The organism is Pseudomonas bananamidigenes (assembly GCF_001679645.1).
Taxonomy (GTDB): domain Bacteria; phylum Pseudomonadota; class Gammaproteobacteria; order Pseudomonadales; family Pseudomonadaceae; genus Aquipseudomonas; species Aquipseudomonas bananamidigenes.
Window position 1 is genome coordinate 1 of sequence record NZ_LRUN01000113.1, and the last position, 18,777, is coordinate 18,777.

An 18,777-nucleotide genomic window follows, 5' to 3' on the forward strand; every position below is an offset into this window, starting at 1 on the left:
AAAAAACAGACTTCCAGGCTTCCGTAATTAAGTTGCCGGCGGGATGTGATGAGCAAATAAAAGTCATCATGGGTTGGATCAGGGAGCAACATGGCTGGGAAGGATAAGATTTGAGCCCCCAACAGATACAAGCGATCGAAAGACTTACAGGTAGATCAATTGTGAATCAGGATTTCCACTTCCAATTGACACATGCAATGTATAAAAACACTCTAAGTTGTGAGAGTTACAGGAGAACCTCGTGGGCTTGAAAGTCAGACTCGAATGGTATGACAAGGAAACCGAACTCGGCATAGGAAGAGAATTATCAAAAGACTTCGGTGACGATGGCTCTGTAATCGAATCACTCGGCATACCAATTGAAAACAATATAAACAACGGCGGATTCGATGTGCTCTCACACTGGGTGAGTATTCTTCAACCGCACTTTAAGCACGTCATTGATTCATCTTCTTATGACTACCAAATCGCATTCGTCTATCGCGATCACTGGTAAACATCCAACAAAAAACCCCGACCAGTCACCTGATCGGGGTTTTCCTTTACCGCTCGTTCCCGCTTAGTGCGAAACGCGGCTGGTCCCGCCGACAGTCGAAATCCGTACGCGCTCGCCGACGCGGAACACTTCGTTCTCCTGCACTTGCTGCACGTAGGCGCGCATGCTGCCGTCGTCTTCGCGTACGGTGATTTCAACGCCCTGGGTACGGGTCAGGCCTTCTTCGGTGGCCGAACCGATCAGGCCGCCGGCCACGGCACCGATAACGGCTGCAACGATGCTGCCTTTACCGCCGCCGATGGCGCTGCCGCCGACACCGCCGACCACTGCACCGGCTGCGCCGCCGATCGGGGTCTTGGTGCCTTCGATTTTCACCGGACGCAGGGATTCGATGGTACCCATGCGAATCGTCTGCACACGACGCGCTTCGTCACGGGAGTAGGAGTCACCGGTCAGGCTCGATTGGCAGCCGGCAAGCAACATCGCCATCGTGGAAAAGGAAGCAACCAGCAGAACAGACTTACGCATAGGATCAACTCCAAAGGACAGGTATTCATTAAACTCCGCAGCTTGACGCCTGTCACGGCATCGCCCGGATAAATTTGGTTTCATTCAGGCCCGGTACAGGGCCTCCACGAACTCACCCAACAGTAGCGCCAAAATACAAAGCTTGCGCCGCCGACCCCAAGGATTTTCATGGACTACTTCATCATTGTCGTCACGACCGTCGCCGGTTTGTACTTCCACTGGTGGTTGTTCGTGCGGATCAGACGCTGGATGGACCGCGATCTGGCATTGTCGCTGGCCGGCAAGGATGAAGGCAAACGCGCCTTCATGCTCGAACGGCTGGCGCAGGCCCGGACACAGAAGATCAGGCGCCGGGACCTGCCGAAGTGGCTCGAGGCCGCTGCGGCAGGCTATCCCGCTCGGTAGACTGCTTAAGGTGCCAGACGTTCAAGAATCCAGTCGGCGCCCTGCAAACGGTAGTTGAGGCGATCGTGCAGACGGCTGGCGCGCCCCTGCCAGAACTCGATGCGTTCGGGGAGCAAGCGGTAACCGCCCCAGTGTTCCGGGCAGTCGGGCTGGGTGTCGCTGAAGCGCTGCTCGGTGGCCTTGAGCAAATCTTCCAGTTCACCCCGGCCGTTGATCACCCGGCTCTGCGGCGAAGCCCACGCGCCCAGCCGGCTGCCCAGCGGACGTACCTGGTAATAGGCGTTGGACTCCTCGGGCGTGACCTTGGCGACCCGTCCTTCGATGCGCACCTGACGTTCCAGGGTCGGCCAGAAGAACGTCATGGCCGCGAACGGATTCGCGGCCAGATGCTGACCCTTGGCGCTTTCGTAGTTGGTGAAAAAGGTGAAGCCCCGCTCGTCCAGGCCCTTGAGCAGCAGAATGCGGCAGTGCGGACGCCCGTCCGCATCGACCGTGGCCAGGGTCATGGCGTTGGCCTCCACCGGCGCCTGTTCGGTTTTCACCGCATCGGCAAACCACTGGTGGAACAGCGCGAAAGGCTCGGCCGGGGCTTGCGCCTCGGTCAGGCCGTCCCGGGTGTAATCACGACGCATATCTGCCAGAGCCTGGGTCATGGCGCATTCCTTTTCGTTAGCGGATCACTGTTTTGCCGCGTCGGTCGCAGCGACTTTCTTGTCGCTGGCGGCGGCTTTGGCTGGAGCGGTTTTCTTGGCCGGCGTCTTCGCCGGTGCCTTCTTGGCTGGCGCTTTGGCGGCGGCTTTCTTGGCCGGAGCCTTTTTGCTGGCCGGAACAGCGGCTTTCTTCGCGGCCGGCGCCGGGGTCACAGGTTTGGCGACTGGCTTGACGTCCTGGGCAGCGACCATCGTGACCGGCTTCGGTGCCGGCATGTTGTATTTGCTCAGCAGCGCAACCATGGTGTTCTGCGGGGTCACCAGCAGTTCGACGCGACGGTTCAGGGCGCGCCCTTCAACGCTGTCGTTGGCCGCACGCGGTGCCTCGGAACCCATGCCGCGCAGCATCAGGCGATCACGCTGCAGCCCGCTCATGCGGAAGATCGCCGCCACGGACTGGGCACGTTCCTGGCTGAGTTTGGTGTTGTCCGCTGCGACACCGGCGTTGTCGCTGTGGCCCAGTACCAGGACAGCGGTTTTCGGATCGGCTTCGAGGATCTTGGCGATATTGGTGAACGGGCTCAGTGTCACCGGCAACAGCATGGCCGGGCGTTTCGGGTTGAACGAACCTTCAACCGGTGCGGTGACCACGAGGACGTTTTCACGACGTTCGAATTGCAGGTTGCTGCCCTTGATCGCCTCGCGCAGGCGCGGTTCGTAATCGTCGAGCCAGGCCTGGGTCACTTTCGGGTCAGGCATCGGTACGGCCTTGGCGGTGTCCTGGGACTTGCCGCCGAACGGCCACCACCACTTGCTGCCGGTGTCGGCATCCGCCTTGGCAACAACGGCAGGCTTGGCCTCGGGTTTCACGTCGGCCCTGGCCTTGTCTGCCGAATCGTCGGAGCCGAACGGCCAGTACCAGTGGCTGCTGCTCTCGGTCTTGGCGACAGGGGCGGTAGCGGCGGGTTTCACCGGTGCTGGCGCTGGAGCCGGTTCCTTGGCCGCGACCTTGTCGGACGAACCGAACGGCCACCAGCTGCCGCCATCGGCATCATTCTTCGGAGTTTGAGCGCAACCGGTGATCGCGAAACACAGGGCCAGAGCGAGAGTTTGTTTGGACGACATTGGAAACCCACAAAAATTAGTGATGGACAATCAGAGGACTTTCGCCCGGATAAACAGACGCTTTGAATCGAAAAGCCGAATGAGGTTCCGGCCCTGGAACCTCCAGCCATGTTTTACAGACAAGTGGCAAGCACCCGCGCCAGCTTCTGCGCACGCGGATCCATCAAGACGTACGGCCCCAGGGTATTTGTCACAAATCCGAAGGCCACATCGTGCTCCGGATCAGCAAAACCGATGGAGCCGCCCGCGCCAGGATGACCGAACGCCCGTGGGCCGAGGCCGTAAGTGGCGTTTGGCACATCAGGCTGATCGAGCATGCAACCGAGACCGAAACGGGTACGGGTCAGCAAGGTCTTGTCCTCGCCGAGGCTGTGTTCCCGGGTCAATTCGTCGAGCATTTCGCTTTCCAGCAAGCTGCCGTCGAGCAGACCGGCATAGAACCCGGCCAGGCTGCGCGCATTGCCGTGGCCGTTGGCCGCCGGTTGCTGCATGCGCCGCCACTCCGGTTTGTTGGTGCTGGTGAGCACCGACGGCGGATTGGTGAAGGCACGGGTGGTCATGGCGGTCGGTTCACGCATGGTCACCTGCAACAGGCGCTGGGCGGCAGCGTCACCGACATTGCCCTTGCCCCGGGCGATATGCGCGACGCGGTGAAACTCCTCGTCGGCCAGACCGACGTGAAAATCCAGCCCCAACGGTTTGGCGACCCGCGCCACAATCGATTCCCCCGGCCCGCGCCCGTCGGCCCGTCGCAGCAGCTCGCCGACCAGCCAGCCGTAAGTGATCGCGGCATAACCGTGCCCGGTGCCCGGCGTCCACCAGGGTGCTTCCGCCGCCAGGGCGTCGACCATGGTCTGCCACTCGTACAGGGCCTGAGGGGCCAACAACTCGCGCAGGGCCGGCAAGCCGGCCTGATGGCAAAGCAGTTGACGCAACGTCACGGATTCCTTGCCGGCGGCGGCGAATTCCGGCCAGTAGCGGGCGACCGGCGCATCGAGTTGCAACTTGCCTTCGGCTACCAGTTGCAGCGCGGTGACGGCGGTGAAGGTCTTGGTGCAGGAGAACAGGTTGGCGATGGTGTCGCTGTGCCAGGCTTCGCTGCCGTCCTTGTCGGCGGTGCCTGCCCAGAGGTCAAGAACGGTTTCCCCGCCGACCCGGATGCACAACGCGGCGCCGCGTTCCTGGGGATCGTCGAACAGTGCGGCAAAAGCTTCCCGCACCGCTTCGAATTGAAGCTCGTAATGTCCCTGAATCTGCACCCGCAACTCCCCCGCGAAAACGCTCTACAAAGTGGCCCGCATTGTTCCAGCCCTTGAGGGATTTGGGAACAGTGGCGGGCCGGGCGGTTATTTCACAATTTTCGCTGAGGCGGCTGGCGCCTTCGCGAGCAGGCTCGCTCCCACGAGAACTTCAGTGATCCAGAGATCCAATGTGGGAGCGAGCCCGCTCGCGAAGAACGATAACGCGGTCTGAATCTTAGTGACCATTACCCGAATGCCCACCCGCATGGCCGGCTCCCGGGCCTTTGCCGGCCTCGCCCTTGCGCCCGCCTTCGGTCTGGTGATCAGCCTTGTCCGCCGCCGCAGCGGCTTTCGCGGCTTCTTTGCCGAGTTGATCGAGGGTCGCCAGATTGCTCTTGCGCACAGCTTCGACGAAACCCTGATACGGCAAGTCAGTCACGCCCACCAGACCGAAGTGACCGTTTTCGCCATCGAGCAGACGCCCGGTCACCGGTTGATCGAGATACTGGAACCAGTGCACGCCGACAATCGATGGCTCGCTCAGCGCCTGCTTGAGGAAGTTGGCATACGCCGGGCCACGGTCTTCTTCCTTGCTCAACGGCGTCACACCGCCCCAGAACGGGCCGCGATCGGTCGAGCCGAAATTGAACTCGGTAATCAGCACCGGTTTGTCGAGGTTGCGCAGCGAAGCGAAGTCATAGCCATCCTGGGGTTTCAGGGTGTACATGTTGAAGCTCAGCACGTCGCAGTATTGCGCGCACGAGGCCACGGCTTCCGGCGTGCTGATGGCGAAACGACCGCCCAGCAGCAACTGGTTCGGCGCATGCCATTTCAGCGAATCGGAAATGGTCTTGAAGTAAGTGTCGGCGAAGACTTTCTGGAAGTATTTGTAGTCAGCCTCGATTTCCGGGTGCTCCGGATTCGGCAACGGTGCCTCGAAACCCGGGTCTTCCATCAACTCCCACGCCGGCAGATCGATACCCCAGGCCTTCGACAGCCCCGCCTGATTGCGGTATTTGTCGCGCAATTGCTTGAGGAACGCCCGCTTGGCCGGAACGTCGGTGGTCATTTTCAAAGTGCCGTAAGCCAGCGCGTAACGCGACTTCGGATCGTCACCGGGACCGGCCCAGGCCAGTTCGTTGTCGGCGAAGTAGCCGATCAGCCATGGATCGTCACGGTGATCGCGGGCGGCAATCGCTACCGCACGTTCGGTAGCCATGGCGAAGCGTGGGTCGAACGGGTCAGGCATGCCGCCCCACCAGTCGTTGCCGGTACTGATGCTGGCGTAATCGCCGACGATCGACAGCGGCAAGGTGTACGGCAAGCGCTCGGCGTCGCCCAGTTGCGGTGCGCTCCAGTTGCCGACAGTGTTGAAACCCCACGCCTGCAGGCGGTCAAGGGTATGGCGGGTCCACTGCTGCTCGTCGACGGTGGCCTTGCACGGGGTAGCCGGCGCTTTCTCGGTCGCCGCCGTAGCTGCGCAAGGTTCGCCATAAAGGCGTTGCAGGTTGGCGCCATAGAAGTCGTACCAGCGACCATTGCCAAAGCCACGGCCCTGATCGACGCCGTTGCCGCCACGGTTGTCGCCTTCGCCGAAGTGAACGGCCAGCGGCTCATCGGCTTTTGGCAGGGCTTCGAACATGTATTCGCGACCGGCCACATAAGTCTGGTTGACCTCGGGACTGACCGTGTTCACACCCAGGGAATAGAACGGATGGCCCTCCGGCGTCACCAGATACCAGCGACCGTCGAGTTTTTCGGTGCGGAAAAAGCCGCTGGCCTTGAACGCCGGCCCCTTGTTCAACCCACCGAACTTGTCGAGCGAAGACTTTTCGCGCTCGGCCAGCCAGGTTTTCAGCTGTTGCTGTTCCTTGGCGGCGGCGGATTTCAGTTGTTCGTCATTGGCGACTTTCTCCGGCCATTTGCCGCGGGTCGACTGACCGTAGGCATCCACCAGATTGCCGTAGGCGGCTTTGATCACCTCGCCCTCGTCCTGCACGCCAAAGCGCTCCAACAGCAAGCTTTGCGCGGCTTTCGGCTGGTCCATCGACAGGCTGACGGAAACGACCTGGCTGCGATCCAGTTCACCGGAACTGCTGGCCAGCAGGATGCGCTGGCCGTCGATCGTCATCGGCATCAACGGCCCGGCCTTCATGCCCTGGCTCAGTGGCGAGGTTGCGGTCAACGGTACGAGCAGGGTCTGCGCCGGTCCGGCGGGCAGATCGACACGGCTGACCAGGGTCTTGCCGTCGTTGCTCTGGATCTGTACGTAAACGGTCACCGCCCAGTTCATCGCGCTCTGGATACGCAGGCTCATCATGCCGGACTGCGACCAGTCCCACGCACCGGTCTGCGGGGTCAGGCGCAGGGTCGGACGCGCCACCGGGTTGAACGTCACCCGGCGCAGCACTTCGCCCTCGGGGGTCTGCTCGGCGTTGGCTTGCGGCAGGTCGGCGTTTTCGGTCACCACTTTCACCACATCGGCGGGGCGAACAAAATTGAACAGGGTCTGCTGCCCGGCAGGCGCCGCCAGCAAGGGCGCAGCGAAAACCAGGGCAAAAAAGGCAGGCAACGTACGACGAATCATGAGAACGGATTTCTCCCTAGCGACCAGCAATGGCCAATGGAAAAGCGATGGCGTAGAGATAGACAACGCGGCGGGCAAAACTGCCCACCGATGTCTCAGGATATTTCACGGCGGAAAGGAGGCAACGCATTGAGGATCGCCTTGCCGTAGCGCTGGGTGACCAGTCGCCGGTCCAGCAAGGTGATGGTGCCGCGATCCTCTTCGGTACGCAGCAGACGACCGCAGGCCTGAACCAGCTTCAGCGAGGCATCGGGCACCGAGATTTCCATGAACGGATTGCCGCCCCGGGCTTCGATCCATTCCGACAATGCGGCCTCGACCGGATCGTCCGGCACCGAAAACGGAATCTTGGCAATCACCACGTGCTCGCAGTAAGCCCCCGGCAAATCCACGCCTTCGGCGAAACTGGCGAGGCCGAACAGTACGCTGGAATCACCGCCATCGACCCGCGCCTTGTGTTTGTTCAGGGTTTCCTGTTTCGACAGGTTGCCTTGAATGAACACTTGCTTGCGCCAGTCGCGGTCAAGACCGTCGAACACGTCCTGCATCTGCTTGCGCGACGAGAACAGCACCAGACTGCCTCGCGAGCCTTCGACCAGCTCTGGCAGATCGCGAATGATTGCCGCCGTGTGAGCGGCGACGTCCCGTGGATCGGCCTTCAGGTCCGGCACCCGCAACACACCGGCATCGGCGTGATGGAACGGACTCGGCACCACAGCGGTGACGGCTTTTTTCGGCAGGCCGGCACGCATGCGGAAGCGGTCGAACGTGCCGAGCGCGGTCAATGTCGCCGAGGTCACCAGACAACCGTAGGCCACGTTCCACAGACTGCGGCGCAGGGTTTCGGCGGCGAGGATCGGACTGGCGTTGACCTCGATGTCGAACAGCGAACCGCTTTCCGCCAGTGTCAGCCAGCGGGCCATCGGCGGGCTCTCTTCCGGGTCTTCGGCGGTGAACGCGGTCCACAGCTCCCAGTTGCCGGAGGCACGGGACAACAGACTGCCGAACAGCGGATACCACTCTTCGGCCTGATTGCTGGCGATGCCGATGTTGACCTCGCCGTCCATGCCCTCCTTGAGCAGGTCGGTCAGACGGGTAAACAGATCGTTGAGACGGGCATAGCCTTTTTTCAGCTCGATGCCCAACTCGCGCAGGTGTTCCGGAATCACTCCGCCAACGAAGCGATGTCGTGGCCGTTCGCGACCCTCGACGTCTTCGCCGGGCTTGAAGTCGGCGATCTGCTCGCAGGCGGTGAACATGAACTGCTGCTGGGTCTTGATCTCCCGCGCCAGTTCCGGCACCTGCTCGATCAGCTTGCCGAGATCCCCCGGCAGCGGATGCTGGGCCAGCAGCTTGGTGAGGTTCTTGGCGGTGGTTTCCAGCCAGTCGGCGGTGGAGCGCAGCCGCGTGTAATGAGCGAAGTGACCGATGGCCTTGTCCGGCAGGTGGTGGCCTTCGTCGAACACATAAATGGTGTCGCGCGGGTCAGGCAAGACCGCCCCGCCGCCCAGCGCCAGGTCGGCCAGCACCATGTCGTGGTTGGTGACGATCACGTCGACCTTGCCCATGCCTTCGCGGGCCTTGTAGAAGGCGCACTGGCCGAAGTTCGGGCAATGACGGTTGGTGCACTGACTGTGGTCGGTGGTCAGCCGCGCCCAGTCGGCGTCTTCCAGCGCAGTGGGCCAGCTGTCGCGGTCACCGTCCCATTTATTGCCGGCGAGCTTTTCGATCATGCTGGTGAACAGCTTCTGGCTGGCCTCGTCGACCTCGATCTTGAAGCCTTCTTCCTCGAACAACTGGGCCGTGGCGGTCTGTGCGTGGCCTTCCTGCAGCAGCATGTCGAGTTTGGAGAGGCACATGTAGCGGCCACGGCCCTTGGCCAGGGCGAAGCTGAAGTTCAGCCCGCTGTTGCGCATCAGGTCGGGCAAGTCCTTGTGAACGATCTGCTCCTGCAGGGCGACGGTCGCGGTGGCGATCACCAGGCGCTTGCCGGCCAGTTTCGCCGTAGGAATGGCGGCCAGGCTGTAGGCCACGGTCTTGCCGGTACCGGTGCCGGCTTCCACCGCGACAATTGCGGGATCGCCGCTGCGCCGGCCCTCGTCGTCGGTGTCGATATCCCCGAGGACCTTGGCGACTTCAGCGATCATCAGACGCTGGCCGTAACGCGGCTTGAGGCTCTTGGCCTCCAGAAAACGCGAGTAGGCGCCCTGGATCGTGGTTTTGAGTTCAGTGCTGATCATTGAATGTCGGGCGCAAAAAACGCTGGATAAATTTTCAGTGGTTCGAATGGAGGGCTATCATACCCCGCGAATCGATCCCGCGCAGAACGGAGTACCCCAATGACACCTTTTAGCCTCGTTTACCCACTGCACGTCCTCGCCGCCCTGGTGTGGGTCGGCGGCATGTTTTTCGCCTGGATGGTGCTGCGTCCCGCGGCCGTGAAGGCGCTGGAGGGTCCCGGACGGCTGACCCTGTGGGTGGAAGTGTTTCAAGGTTTTTTCCGCTGGGTGTGGGGAGCGGTGATCCTGCTGCCGGTGACCGGCGTGGGCATGTTGCATCTGCAGCACATCGGTTTCGAAACGGCGCCGAAATACGTGCAGGTAATGATGGGGTTGTACGTGGTGATGACGGCCCTGTTCATCCGGGTTCAGGGACTGATGCTGCCGGAACTGCGCACGGCGGTTGACGCGAAGGACTGGCCGGCGGGTGCAGCGGTGCTGGGACGGATTCGCAAGGTGGTGGGGTTCAATCTGTTGGTCGGGGTGTTGCTGGTGGCAATTGCAGCGGCGCGGCCGTCGTTCTGATGGGGTGCTGACGTCCCCGCTTGGTTATTGATCGTTCCCCGCGCTCTGCGTGGGAACGATCAACGGCACGGAAGCAATCAGGTGAAAGGTTACAGGCGCTGAACCGTAACCGAACCCGCCGCCCCGGCCGGCCCTGGCTGTCCGTCAGCCCCCGGCTTGCCGTTCTTGCCGCCATCGGCGCGATACACCAGGCAGCCCTTGGACTTGCCGCCCGCCCCCGCCTTACCGCCAGGCCCTGCCGCGCCGCCGGCGCCTCCGGCCACGTCGACCTTGATCAGCTCCGCCGGAAACTCCCGTGGCACTTCCAGCCGCACCAGTGCACCCGGCGCACCGGGCTGGCCGTTGCTGCCGTCACTGCCGTCGAAACCATGCCCGGCCTGGCCCCAGGTGCAGCCCGGTTCCTGACCGTTGGCTCCGTCGAGCCCGACGAAGCCCGGCGCACCGGTACCGCCACGGGCATCGACGATCAGCCGTGGAGCCTCCAGCGCCTTGAACTGCAGATTCAGGTTACGTCCGGCACGGGCCGCTTTTTCATAGGTTCCCGGCGCACCGCGAGCGGTGATGCGGCTGCCTTCGGCGAGTTCGGCACGGATCACTTTCAGATCCAGCGCCTGTTCGCCCGGCACGATGGCGATGCGCGCTTCGCGACCCAATTGCAGTTCGCCGACGCTCAGCTCGGTCACGTTCGAGGGCACCAGCAAGGTGCCGTAATCGGCGACCACCAGTTTTTCCAGTTGCAGGGTGCTGGTGGTGTTGGGCAGACGCATCAGGGAATTGGGTTCGACATTCATGACCTGGGCACAGGCCAGAGGACTGATGAATGCAGCGAGCAGGCAGAGTTTACGCATGGGAAGCCTCCGGAGCGGCCGGGGCCGGGATGGTTTGCAGGTGGAAAACGCCGAACAGCAGGACACGGCCACGATCACGCCATGGGTGCGGCCGGCCTTTGAGGCTGGCGTTGCACAGCAGCACTTCAAGAAGATGAATGGCCAGCAGCAGAACACCGGCCAGATTGACCAGCAGGTGCATCGGATGAACAAACGGCACCAGTTGATTGGCCAGTACCACACAGCAGAACACCAGGGTCAACAATCGCCCCAGCCCACAGAACACCTTCATACGCTCCCCCGTGTTGCGAATTATTCTTTGGGCGCACAGTAACGGCTTCCATACGGGATAAGCCAGAGGGGCAAATAAAAAAGTTCCGGGCACTCGTCGGATCGCTGCCGGATCGACGATGATCGTCGACCGACAGCTCTAGCCTGCGGACTACAGACTGTTCCTAACGATTGATGTGCAACTCCACGCGACGGTTTTGCGCCCGTCCTTCTTCGGTCTCGTTGTCGGCAACCGGTTCGCGCTCGCCGCGCCCTTCACTGGTGAGTTTTTCCGGCGCCAGCCCCTGACTCAACAGATAGGCGGCGACACTGCTCGCACGGCGCTCCGACAGGGCCTGGTTGTAGGCATCGGTGCCCTTGCTGTCGGTGTGACCGATCACCTTGATGCTCACGACGTCGGCATTGCGTAGTTTGTCCATCAGCGCATCCAGCTGACTTTTCGCCGCAGGCTTGAGGTCGGATTTGTCAAAGTCGAACAGCACGTTGCCAGCATCGTTGAGGGTGATGACTTCGGTCTGCGGTGCCGGTTCGGCGGGTTTCTCGGTGACCGGGTATTGCGGCAGCGGACAACCGCGGTGATCGACCGGCGTATTGGGCGGCGTATCAGGGCAACGGTCGCGGCGGTCGAACACGCCATCGCCGTCCTCGTCGCCATCCTGGGCATAACAGATCAGCCCGCCGGTGAGGATCCCCAGTGCTGCACCGCCCGCGGCCCAGCCGCCGTTTTCGATGGCGCCGAGACCGCCGCCGACCAGTCCGCCAATGACGCTGCAGATCGGCCAGGTACGTTGATTGAGGGGAGCAGTGCCATCGCTGTGGGTTGCGCAACCGGTCAACAGGCTGCCCAGCAGCAGGACCGGCAAGACGGACCTTGAGAAACCATTCATTGTGAAAGCTCCTGTGTCACCGGCCCATACCGGTTACACAGGAGTAAAGACCCGCATCCGCGACTGCACAAGCCGCGGATGCGAGGGGTGTCAACGCTCGATTTTGATTTCGGTACGACGGTTCAATGCGCGGCCTTCGGCGGTCTTGTTGTCCGCCACTGGCTGGCTTTCACCGGCACCGCTCACCGAAACGAAGCTCGCACGTGGCACACCGTCATGGATCAGGTATTCCACCACCGAATGCGCGCGACGATCCGACAGTTTCTTGTTGTAGGCATCGCTGCCGACGCTGTCGGTGTGGCCGGTCACGGTCAGACGCGCCGTGCTCGATTCCTGTTTCAGGCGCGTGGCGACCTTGTCGAGCACTTGCTTGTCGGAAGGCGTCAGCGTGGCCTTGTCGAACTGGAAGTGCACATCGCGGATGACGATGGTTTCTTCCTTGACCACGACCGCTTCTTCAACCACGGGCGCAGGGGCCGGGAACGGGCAACCGTCTGCGTCGACCTTGGTACCGCGAGGCGTGTGCGGGCACTTGTCGCGACTGTCCGGCACACCATCGCCGTCTTCATCGCCATCGCCGTGCACCCAGCAATAGGCCGCCGCCGTACCACCGACCAGCAACGCGCCATAGCCGGCCCACGACGAGCTTTCCGTCGCCCCGAGACCCGCGCCGACGACACCTCCGACAGCCGCACAGGTCGGCCAGTCGGTTTTCTGCAAACCTGCGCAACCAGTCAACACACTGGTTAGCAGAACCAAGGGTAGTGCTGTCCGAACTATGCTCATCTAGTTTTCTCCTGAGGGATCGGCTTGTAACCGATTCAGGGAGTAAAGACCGGAGTTTTAATCTCCGCCAGCAATAGGCCACCGCTGTTTGCGAGCCTGTTCACAGGACTTCGACGCCGCTGCCGCAAACCCGCGAAACAGAGGTCTAGGCCTCGACGCCCGGGCAGGCTAGTCTTGGCGATCTGATTGAGGAGCTTCGATGAACGTCGCGATTTCTTCCCGCACGCCACAGCAGGCACTGGCCGCTCTGCTCGACCGCTACGCCCCGGCACGCCTGCTGCTGATCGGCGCCAGCGAATTTCCGGCGCTGGCCGCTTTCAAGGACGCGCATCCGGATACCTGCGTCGCCCACGCCGCGCCCGGCGCCTTGCCCGCAGACCTCGCCGCACAGCGTTTCGACCTGGCACTGGTGGTCGATTGCCTGGAGCATCTGCCCAAGCGCGATGGCCTGAACCTGCTGGGCGGGATCCGCAACCTCAACGCCAGCCGCATCGCCGTGCTGGCCGACCTGCCGGCCAGCGGCTGGCAGGAAACCGATTTCTATTCGCTCGCCCTCCAGGCCAGCGAACGCTTCGCCCGGGACGAACAGGTTCTGACCCTGTTCACCTATGATCTGCTTGACTACAAACAAGTCCCCGACTGGCTCAACTCACGGTTCTGGGCCAATCCGGAAAACTTCGGGAAATACTGGTGGTAATGCAATGAGTACAGCCATTTGCCCCTGCGGCAGCGGCAACCTGCTGGATGCCTGCTGCGGCCATTATCACGCCGGCCATCCGGCACCGTGCGCCGAAGCCCTGATGCGTTCGCGCTACAGCGCCTATGTACTGGGCCTGATCGATTATCTGGTGGCGACCACCCTGCCCGCCCAACAGGCCGGACTTGATCGCCAGTCCATCAGCAACTGGAGTGCATCGAGCACCTGGCTCGGCCTCGACGTGGAAAGTTCGGAAGTCTTCGGCGGCCAGCCGGAACACGCCTTCGTCACCTTCACCGCACGCTGGCATGACAGCCAGGGCGAGCACAGCCATCGCGAGCGTTCCGCGTTCGTTCAGAACGGCGGGCGCTGGTACTTCATCGATCCGACCGTGCAGCTCAAGCTCGGTCGTAACGATGCCTGCCCCTGCGCCAGCGGGCAGAAGTTCAAGAAATGTTGCGCGGGCTATTTCGGCGCGTGAGGTGAGTGGCGACTAGACTGGGCGCAAAAGGGAGTTCTGCGATGGTCGGTCAATGGCACATATTCAAAGCCTTCACGCTGCTGCTGTTCCTGGGGCTCGGCGGCTGTGCCTCTTGGTTCGCCGACGACACCCTCGACCCCGCCGTGCACCTGGTGAAGGTCGAAGTGGTGCGCGCCAAGTTGCTGGAGCAGAAATTCATCCTGCACTTTCGCATCGACAATCCCAATGACAGCGAACTGACCGTGCGCGGCCTCGAATACCGCGTACACCTGGCCGACATGCTGCTGGCCGAGGGCGACCATGAACACTGGATCACCGTCAGGGCCAAAAGCAGTGCTTTCTATAAGGTGCCGATCCGCACCAACCTGTGGCCGAAGGTCAAGGACGTGGTGAAAATGCTGAAGAATCCGCACCAGCAGGTTCCCTACCGGCTGCAGGGCGAGATGGAAACCGGTTTATTCATCGCTCACTACGTGCACCTGGAGCGCAATGGCGTGATAATCCCCGCCGATTTGATTACGGAGTGACCCCGATGACCCAGCAACCTCATGTCCATGGCCCTGACTGCAACCACGATCATGACCATCACCACCATGATCACGACCATGGCCATGTCCACGGCCCGCACTGCGGCCACGCCCACCAGGAGCCGGTGCGCAACGCCTTGAAGGACGTCGGCCGCAACGACCCTTGCCCGTGCGGCAACGGCAAGAAATTCAAGAAGTGCCACGGCGCTTGATGTTTCAGGTAAATATTTTCTTCGCCTGATACACCGCCAATCGCGAGCAAGCTCGCTCCCACAGGGATCGCGTTCCGTCAGGAGCAACTCGGTCAAATGTGGGAGCTGGCTTGCCAGCGATGGCGGCGGCACATTCAGCAAATCCCTATCGGACGCCCCCGAGAACCTCGGCACTGCTGACCACCGTCGCATACTCCTCGTGCAGATTCCCCAGCGACATGGCATGCACTTCTTCAGCCGAACGCAGCGTGCCGAAATAATCAGCCTTGTCGAAGGTAAAGCACGCATCCTCCGCCACCCAGGCGTCGAACCCCAGATTGCCCGCCGTGCGTGCCGTGGACTCCACGGAATTGTTCGTCGCCACACCGACGATGAGCAACTGCCCGATCCCCGCCTCACGCAGCTTCGCTTCCAGCCCCGTCGCACAAAATGCATCCGGCACCTGTTTCCGGATCAGCCATTCACCGTCCTGCGGCAGGAATCTTTCCTGAAATTCCACCCCGGACTGCTCGGGCCAGAACACCGAATCCGGTGAGCGCGACAAGTGCTGAACATGGATCACCGGCCGCCCGCTGCGCCGCCAGAAGTTCAGCAAATCGAGGATCCGTTCTTCGGCCAACGGATTATTCCGCCGACCCAGACGCGGCTCCAGAATGCCCTTTTGCTGGTCGATGATGATCAATGCAGCGTTGGCCTTGAGCTCCATGGCGATTTTCTCACGCGGGGTCATTGAATTTCCCGTACTTGAACATCACCTCCTGTAACCAAGCAAGCTATCGAACGCACACGGGACAACCTGAAGCCGGCGTTTGCTGTCCGTACCTTTCCTGATTTGGAGCTTTCCATGATCGACCTGTATTACTGGACCACGCCCAACGGCCACAAGATTTCCCTGTTCCTCGAAGAGCCGGCCTGCGCTACAACGTGCACCCGATCAACATCAGCCAGGGCGAGCAGTTCCAGCCGCACTTCCTGAAGATCGCGCCGAACAATCGCATCCCGGCCATCGTCGATCATGAGCCGGCCGATGGCGGCGAGCCGTTGTCGCTGTTCGAGTCCGGGGCGATTCTGTTGTACCTCGCCGAGAAGACCGGGAAGTTCCTGCCCAAGGATCTGCGTGGCCGCCAGGTGGCGCTGCAATGGCTGTTCTGGCAGATGGGCGGGCTGGGGCCGATGGCCGGGCAGAATCATCACTTCAGCCAGTTCGCCCCGGAAAAGATTCCCTATGCGATCAAGCGCTACATCGATGAAACCGCTCGCCTGTACGGTGTGCTGGACAAACAACTGGCCAAAAACGAGTTCGTCGCCGGCAGCGAATACAGCATCGCCGACATGGCGATCTACCCCTGGATCGTCTCCCACAAGTGGCAGAGCCAGAATCTGGAAGACTTCCCGAACGTGCTGCGCTGGTTCAACCACATCAAGGACCGCCCGGCGACCGTGAAAGCCTACGCGTTGGTGCAGAAGATCAATCCGCCGAAGGCTTGAGTGACCTGACCTGATCGTTCCCGTACACGGGAACGATCAACGGGAAGAAATAACCGCTCGCCCCGCTTGCGCGGCCCCCTCCTGCTCACTAACGTAGCGGCTTTATTGCGCCCCCAGCCTCTACACCCCCGCAGGAGCTTTGCCATGGCCTCGCCAGCCCTTTCACATTTTCTTCCCCGGTTCGGCGTTGCCGCAGCAGTGACCGGTGCCCTGAGCCTCTCCGGTTGCCAGACCTGGAACGCTCAGGACACCCTCCCGCCGACCTCCGGTGTACAGCCACTCAAGGGCCTGGCGCAGAACGTTTCGGTACGGCGCAATGCCATGGGCATGCCGCTGATTGAAAGCAACAGCTTCCACGACGCGTTGTTCGCCCTCGGCTACGTGCACGCCAGCGACCGCATCAATCAGATGGTCACCCTGCGCCTGCTGGCCCAGGGGCGTCTGGCGGAAATGTCCGGTGCGTCGATGCTCGACGCCGACCGCTACATGCGCGCCGTCAACCTGAAAAAAAGCGCCGGCGAGCTGTACAAGGCCTCGTCGCCAAGGCTCAAGCGCTTTTTCGAAGTCTATGCCCGGGGCGTCAACGCCTACCTGTTCCGCTACGCCGACAAGTTGCCGGGGGATCTGGCCTCCAGCGGCTACAAGCCTGAATACTGGAAACCGGAAGACTCGGCGCTGATTTTCTGCCTGCTGAACTTCAGCCAGTCGGCCAACCTGCCGGAGGAAATCGCTTCGCTGGTGCTGGCGCAGACCGTCACCACCGACAAACTGGCGTGGCTGACCCCGTCCGCCCCTGACGAAAACCTGCCGCTGGCCGAAGCCGAAAAGCTGCAAGGCATCAAGCTCAACGGGCAGATTCCGGGCCTGAGCGAACTGAGCAACGCCAGTGAACAACTGGCGGCGATGAACCTGCTCGGCGCCAGTACTTCGAACAACTGGGCGATTGCCCCGCAACGCAGCCGCAGCGGCAAGAGCCTGCTGGCCAGCGACAGCCACGGGCCGCTGGCCGCGCCTTCGCTGTGGAGTTTCGTGCAGATTCACGCACCGAAATACCAGGCCGCCGGCGTGACCGTGGCCGGTCTGCCGATGGTGCTGGGCGGTTTCAACGGCAAAGTGGCGTGGAGCGCGACCAGCGTCTTCGGTGATAACCAGGACCTGTTCCTGGAAAAAATCCGCCGCCAGGGCAACAGCCTGACCTACGAGGTCAACGGCAAATGGCAACCGCTGGGCGTGCGCAACGAAACCTACTTCGTCAAAGGCCAGCGGCCGATTCGCGAAGCGGTGTACGAAACCCGCCATGGCGCGCTGCTCAACAGTGCTCAGGCTGGCGCCCAGGGCGCAGGTTTCGGCCTGGCCTTGCAGACCCCGAGCTTCACCGACGACAAATCCCTCGATGCGTTTTTCGATCTGAGCCGTGCGCAAACCGCTGAACGCGCGTCCGACGCCAGCCGGGAAATCCGCGCCATCGCGCTGAACCTGGTGTTTGCCGACGCCAGCAACATCGGCTGGCAAGTCACCGGGCGTTTCCCGAACCGCCGTGAAGGCGAAGGCCTGCTGCCGTCGCCGGGCTGGGACGGTCGCTACGACTGGGACGGTTACGCCGACCCGATGCTGCACCCGTACGATCAGGATCCGCCGCAGGGCTGGCTCGGCACTGCCAACCAGCGGGTCATTCCTCACGGCTACGGCATGCAGTTGTCCAACTCCTGGGCCGCGCCGGAGCGCGGCGAGCGTCTTGCGGAAATGGCCGGCAGCGGCAAACTGGACAGCCGCAGCATGATCGCCATGCAGTACGACCAGACCACCACGTTCGCCGCCAAACTGAAGAAGATGTTCGAAGCTCCGGGCATGGCGCAGCCGCTGAAACAGGCGATCGACGCCCTGCCGGAAGCCGACCGCAGCAAGGCCCGCGAGGCCTACAGCCGCCTGATGGCGTTTGACGGCAAGCTCAGCCCGACCTCCGCCGATGCGGCGATCTACGAGCTGTTCCTGCAGGAAAGCATGAAGCAGATCTTCCTCGATGAACTCGGCCCGCAAAACAGCCCGGCGTGGAAAGCGTTTATCGCCAATGGCGATCTGTCCTACTCGGCCCAGGCCGATCATTTGCTGGGCCGCGAGGACAGTCCGTTCTGGGACGACGCCCGCACGCCGCAGAAAGAAGACAAACCGGCGATCCTCGCCCGCAGCCTGGCAGCAGCAATCAGCGCCGGCGACAGTCAACTGGGTGGCGATCACAAAACCTGGCAGTGGGGCAAACTGCATCGCTACGAATGGAAGAACGCCAACGGCCAGACCGTTCGCGGTCCGATTGCTGCGGGTGGTGACCACACTACACTGAACACGGCGGCGTTCGCCTGGGGCCAGGACTTCAACACCACCCGGGCGCCGTCGATGCGTTTCATCGTCGACTTCAGTCAGAGCGAACCGCTGACGGGCCAGAACGGTACGGGGCAATCGGGTAACCCGGCCAGTCCGAACTACCTCAACGGGATCGATCCCTGGCTCAAGGGCCAGTACATCGGCTTGCCGATGCAGCCGCAGAACTTTGAGCGGGTATATGGCAAGACGCGGCTGACGCTGACTCCCGGGAAATAGGTTTAAAGATCAAGAGCCCCTCACCCTAACCCTCTCCCGGAGGGAGAGGGGACCGATTGGGGGATGCTTCAGCCTTATATCGACCTGAAAGTGTTCCACCAATCCATAATCGACTCGTTTTCACAGGTCGACGAACCTCGCCAGACACCT

The 18,777-nt window shown here is 61.9% G+C and carries 19 protein-coding genes and 1 pseudogene; 9 read left to right on the forward strand and 11 right to left on the reverse strand.

All coding sequences use genetic code 11. The features are described 5' to 3' along the window. The first annotated feature begins 241 nt into the window (after positions 1–241). Complete coding sequence (locus tag BBF94_RS26735) at positions 242–496, forward strand: colicin E3-like toxin immunity protein (RefSeq protein WP_065261913.1); 255 nt, start codon at positions 242–244, stop codon at positions 494–496. 63 nt (positions 497–559) lie between these two features. On the opposite strand, the gene BBF94_RS26740 is transcribed toward BBF94_RS26735, so the two are convergent. Continuing rightward, positions 560–1,024, reverse strand: a complete 465-nt coding sequence (locus BBF94_RS26740) for an outer membrane lipoprotein (protein ID WP_065261914.1) — start codon at positions 1,022–1,024, stop codon at positions 560–562. A gap of 168 nt (positions 1,025–1,192) precedes the next feature. Between BBF94_RS26740 and BBF94_RS26745 the strand changes: the two genes are divergently transcribed. Beyond that, positions 1,193–1,429: a hypothetical protein gene (locus BBF94_RS26745; protein WP_065261915.1), complete on the forward strand. Its 237-nt coding sequence runs from the start codon at positions 1,193–1,195 to the stop codon at positions 1,427–1,429. 5 nt (positions 1,430–1,434) lie between these two features. Here the strand turns inward: BBF94_RS26745 and pdxH are convergent, their stop codons facing one another. The 5 genes from pdxH to dinG all read right to left on the reverse strand — a co-directional run bounded on the left by pdxH (position 1,435) and on the right by dinG (position 9,272). Further along, on the reverse strand, positions 1,435–2,082 hold the full coding sequence (gene pdxH / locus BBF94_RS26750) for a pyridoxamine 5'-phosphate oxidase (RefSeq protein WP_065261916.1): 648 nt from the start codon (positions 2,080–2,082) through the stop codon (positions 1,435–1,437). A 24-nt stretch (positions 2,083–2,106) separates the two neighbouring features. Continuing rightward, a complete protein-coding gene (locus BBF94_RS26755) occupies positions 2,107–3,204 on the reverse strand; it encodes an OmpA family protein (RefSeq protein ID WP_065261917.1) in 1,098 nt (365 codons plus the stop codon). A gap of 113 nt (positions 3,205–3,317) precedes the next feature. Beyond that, positions 3,318–4,463 carry a serine hydrolase domain-containing protein gene (locus BBF94_RS26760; RefSeq protein ID WP_065261918.1) on the reverse strand — a complete coding sequence of 382 codons (1,146 nt, stop codon included), beginning with the start codon at positions 4,461–4,463 and terminating at the stop codon, positions 3,318–3,320. A 217-nt stretch (positions 4,464–4,680) separates the two neighbouring features. Further along, positions 4,681–7,032, reverse strand: a complete 2,352-nt coding sequence (locus tag BBF94_RS26765; RefSeq protein WP_065261919.1) for a beta-galactosidase — start codon at positions 7,030–7,032, stop codon at positions 4,681–4,683. Positions 7,033–7,127: 95 nt separating this feature from the next. After that, positions 7,128–9,272, reverse strand: a complete 2,145-nt coding sequence (gene dinG, locus BBF94_RS26770) for an ATP-dependent DNA helicase DinG (protein ID WP_065261920.1) — start codon at positions 9,270–9,272, stop codon at positions 7,128–7,130. A gap of 99 nt (positions 9,273–9,371) precedes the next feature. Here dinG and BBF94_RS26775 point away from each other — a divergent pair, with 99 nt between their 5' ends. Continuing rightward, positions 9,372–9,836, forward strand: a complete 465-nt coding sequence (locus BBF94_RS26775; protein WP_065261921.1) for a CopD family protein — start codon at positions 9,372–9,374, stop codon at positions 9,834–9,836. An 89-nt stretch (positions 9,837–9,925) separates the two neighbouring features. Here BBF94_RS26775 and BBF94_RS26780 read toward each other — a convergent pair whose 3' ends face one another. From BBF94_RS26780 to BBF94_RS26795, 4 genes are all read right to left on the reverse strand, one after another. Next, on the reverse strand, positions 9,926–10,684 hold the full coding sequence (locus tag BBF94_RS26780; RefSeq protein ID WP_065261922.1) for a collagen-like triple helix repeat-containing protein: 759 nt from the start codon (positions 10,682–10,684) through the stop codon (positions 9,926–9,928). Next, positions 10,677–10,955, reverse strand: coding sequence for a DUF1145 domain-containing protein (locus BBF94_RS26785; RefSeq protein ID WP_065261923.1), 279 nt, complete (start codon positions 10,953–10,955; stop codon positions 10,677–10,679). The genes BBF94_RS26780 and BBF94_RS26785 overlap by 8 nt, the downstream gene beginning before the upstream one ends. A 163-nt stretch (positions 10,956–11,118) precedes the next feature. Beyond that, positions 11,119–11,841: an OmpA family protein gene (locus BBF94_RS26790; protein WP_065261924.1), complete on the reverse strand. Its 723-nt coding sequence runs from the start codon at positions 11,839–11,841 to the stop codon at positions 11,119–11,121. A gap of 90 nt (positions 11,842–11,931) precedes the next feature. Further along, positions 11,932–12,627: an OmpA family protein gene (locus BBF94_RS26795; protein WP_065261925.1), complete on the reverse strand. Its 696-nt coding sequence runs from the start codon at positions 12,625–12,627 to the stop codon at positions 11,932–11,934. Positions 12,628–12,826: 199 nt separating this feature from the next. Between BBF94_RS26795 and BBF94_RS26800 the strand changes: the two genes are divergently transcribed. From BBF94_RS26800 to BBF94_RS26815, 4 genes are read left to right on the forward strand one after another with little or no spacing between them, the layout of a single operon-like run. Beyond that, the gene (locus BBF94_RS26800; protein WP_065261926.1) at positions 12,827–13,324 is read left to right on the forward strand and encodes a DUF6231 family protein; all 498 of its coding nucleotides are present in this window, start codon (positions 12,827–12,829) and stop codon (positions 13,322–13,324) included. A 4-nt stretch (positions 13,325–13,328) separates the two neighbouring features. Continuing rightward, positions 13,329–13,805: a YchJ family protein gene (locus tag BBF94_RS26805; protein WP_065261927.1), complete on the forward strand. Its 477-nt coding sequence runs from the start codon at positions 13,329–13,331 to the stop codon at positions 13,803–13,805. Between the two features lie 41 nt (positions 13,806–13,846). Further along, the gene (locus BBF94_RS26810; RefSeq protein ID WP_065261928.1) at positions 13,847–14,332 is read left to right on the forward strand and encodes an LEA type 2 family protein; all 486 of its coding nucleotides are present in this window, start codon (positions 13,847–13,849) and stop codon (positions 14,330–14,332) included. A 5-nt stretch (positions 14,333–14,337) separates the two neighbouring features. Continuing rightward, positions 14,338–14,544, forward strand: a complete 207-nt coding sequence (locus BBF94_RS26815) for an SEC-C metal-binding domain-containing protein (RefSeq protein ID WP_065261929.1) — start codon at positions 14,338–14,340, stop codon at positions 14,542–14,544. A 145-nt stretch (positions 14,545–14,689) separates the two neighbouring features. Here the strand turns inward: BBF94_RS26815 and BBF94_RS26820 are convergent, their stop codons facing one another. Then, the gene (locus BBF94_RS26820; protein ID WP_065261931.1) at positions 14,690–15,250 is read right to left on the reverse strand and encodes a cysteine hydrolase family protein; all 561 of its coding nucleotides are present in this window, start codon (positions 15,248–15,250) and stop codon (positions 14,690–14,692) included. Between the two features lie 138 nt (positions 15,251–15,388). On the opposite strand from BBF94_RS26820, the pseudogene BBF94_RS26825 reads away from it, so the two are divergent. Together BBF94_RS26825 and BBF94_RS26830 are read left to right on the forward strand one after the other, a co-directional pair. Beyond that, positions 15,389–16,032, forward strand: a pseudogene (locus BBF94_RS26825) (glutathione binding-like protein). A gap of 144 nt (positions 16,033–16,176) precedes the next feature. Then, positions 16,177–18,627: a penicillin acylase family protein gene (locus BBF94_RS26830; RefSeq protein WP_065261930.1), complete on the forward strand. Its 2,451-nt coding sequence runs from the start codon at positions 16,177–16,179 to the stop codon at positions 18,625–18,627. The last annotated feature ends 150 nt before the right edge of the window (positions 18,628–18,777 follow it).

Excerpts from the sequence above, each read along its gene's own strand:
- BBF94_RS26830 (WP_065261930.1), top strand. The coding sequence starts at position 16,177 with ATGGCCTCGCCAGCCCTTTCACATTTTCTTCCCCGGTTCGGCGTTGCC.
- dinG (WP_065261920.1), bottom strand. The coding sequence starts at position 9,272 with ATGATCAGCACTGAACTCAAAACCACGATCCAGGGCGCCTACTCGCGT.
- pdxH (WP_065261916.1), bottom strand. The coding sequence starts at position 2,082 with ATGACCCAGGCTCTGGCAGATATGCGTCGTGATTACACCCGGGACGGC.
- BBF94_RS26740 (WP_065261914.1), bottom strand. The coding sequence starts at position 1,024 with ATGCGTAAGTCTGTTCTGCTGGTTGCTTCCTTTTCCACGATGGCGATG.
- BBF94_RS26765 (WP_065261919.1), bottom strand. The coding sequence starts at position 7,032 with ATGATTCGTCGTACGTTGCCTGCCTTTTTTGCCCTGGTTTTCGCTGCG.
- BBF94_RS26820 (WP_065261931.1), bottom strand. The coding sequence starts at position 15,250 with ATGGAGCTCAAGGCCAACGCTGCATTGATCATCATCGACCAGCAAAAG.
- BBF94_RS26800 (WP_065261926.1), top strand. The coding sequence starts at position 12,827 with ATGAACGTCGCGATTTCTTCCCGCACGCCACAGCAGGCACTGGCCGCT.
- BBF94_RS26815 (WP_065261929.1), top strand. The coding sequence starts at position 14,338 with ATGACCCAGCAACCTCATGTCCATGGCCCTGACTGCAACCACGATCAT.
- BBF94_RS26755 (WP_065261917.1), bottom strand. The coding sequence starts at position 3,204 with ATGTCGTCCAAACAAACTCTCGCTCTGGCCCTGTGTTTCGCGATCACC.
- BBF94_RS26780 (WP_065261922.1), bottom strand. The coding sequence starts at position 10,684 with ATGCGTAAACTCTGCCTGCTCGCTGCATTCATCAGTCCTCTGGCCTGT.
- BBF94_RS26790 (WP_065261924.1), bottom strand. The coding sequence starts at position 11,841 with ATGAATGGTTTCTCAAGGTCCGTCTTGCCGGTCCTGCTGCTGGGCAGC.
- BBF94_RS26775 (WP_065261921.1), top strand. The coding sequence starts at position 9,372 with ATGACACCTTTTAGCCTCGTTTACCCACTGCACGTCCTCGCCGCCCTG.
- BBF94_RS26785 (WP_065261923.1), bottom strand. The coding sequence starts at position 10,955 with ATGAAGGTGTTCTGTGGGCTGGGGCGATTGTTGACCCTGGTGTTCTGC.
- BBF94_RS26810 (WP_065261928.1), top strand. The coding sequence starts at position 13,847 with ATGGTCGGTCAATGGCACATATTCAAAGCCTTCACGCTGCTGCTGTTC.
- BBF94_RS26745 (WP_065261915.1), top strand. The coding sequence starts at position 1,193 with ATGGACTACTTCATCATTGTCGTCACGACCGTCGCCGGTTTGTACTTC.
- BBF94_RS26795 (WP_065261925.1), bottom strand. The coding sequence starts at position 12,627 with ATGAGCATAGTTCGGACAGCACTACCCTTGGTTCTGCTAACCAGTGTG.
- BBF94_RS26805 (WP_065261927.1), top strand. The coding sequence starts at position 13,329 with ATGAGTACAGCCATTTGCCCCTGCGGCAGCGGCAACCTGCTGGATGCC.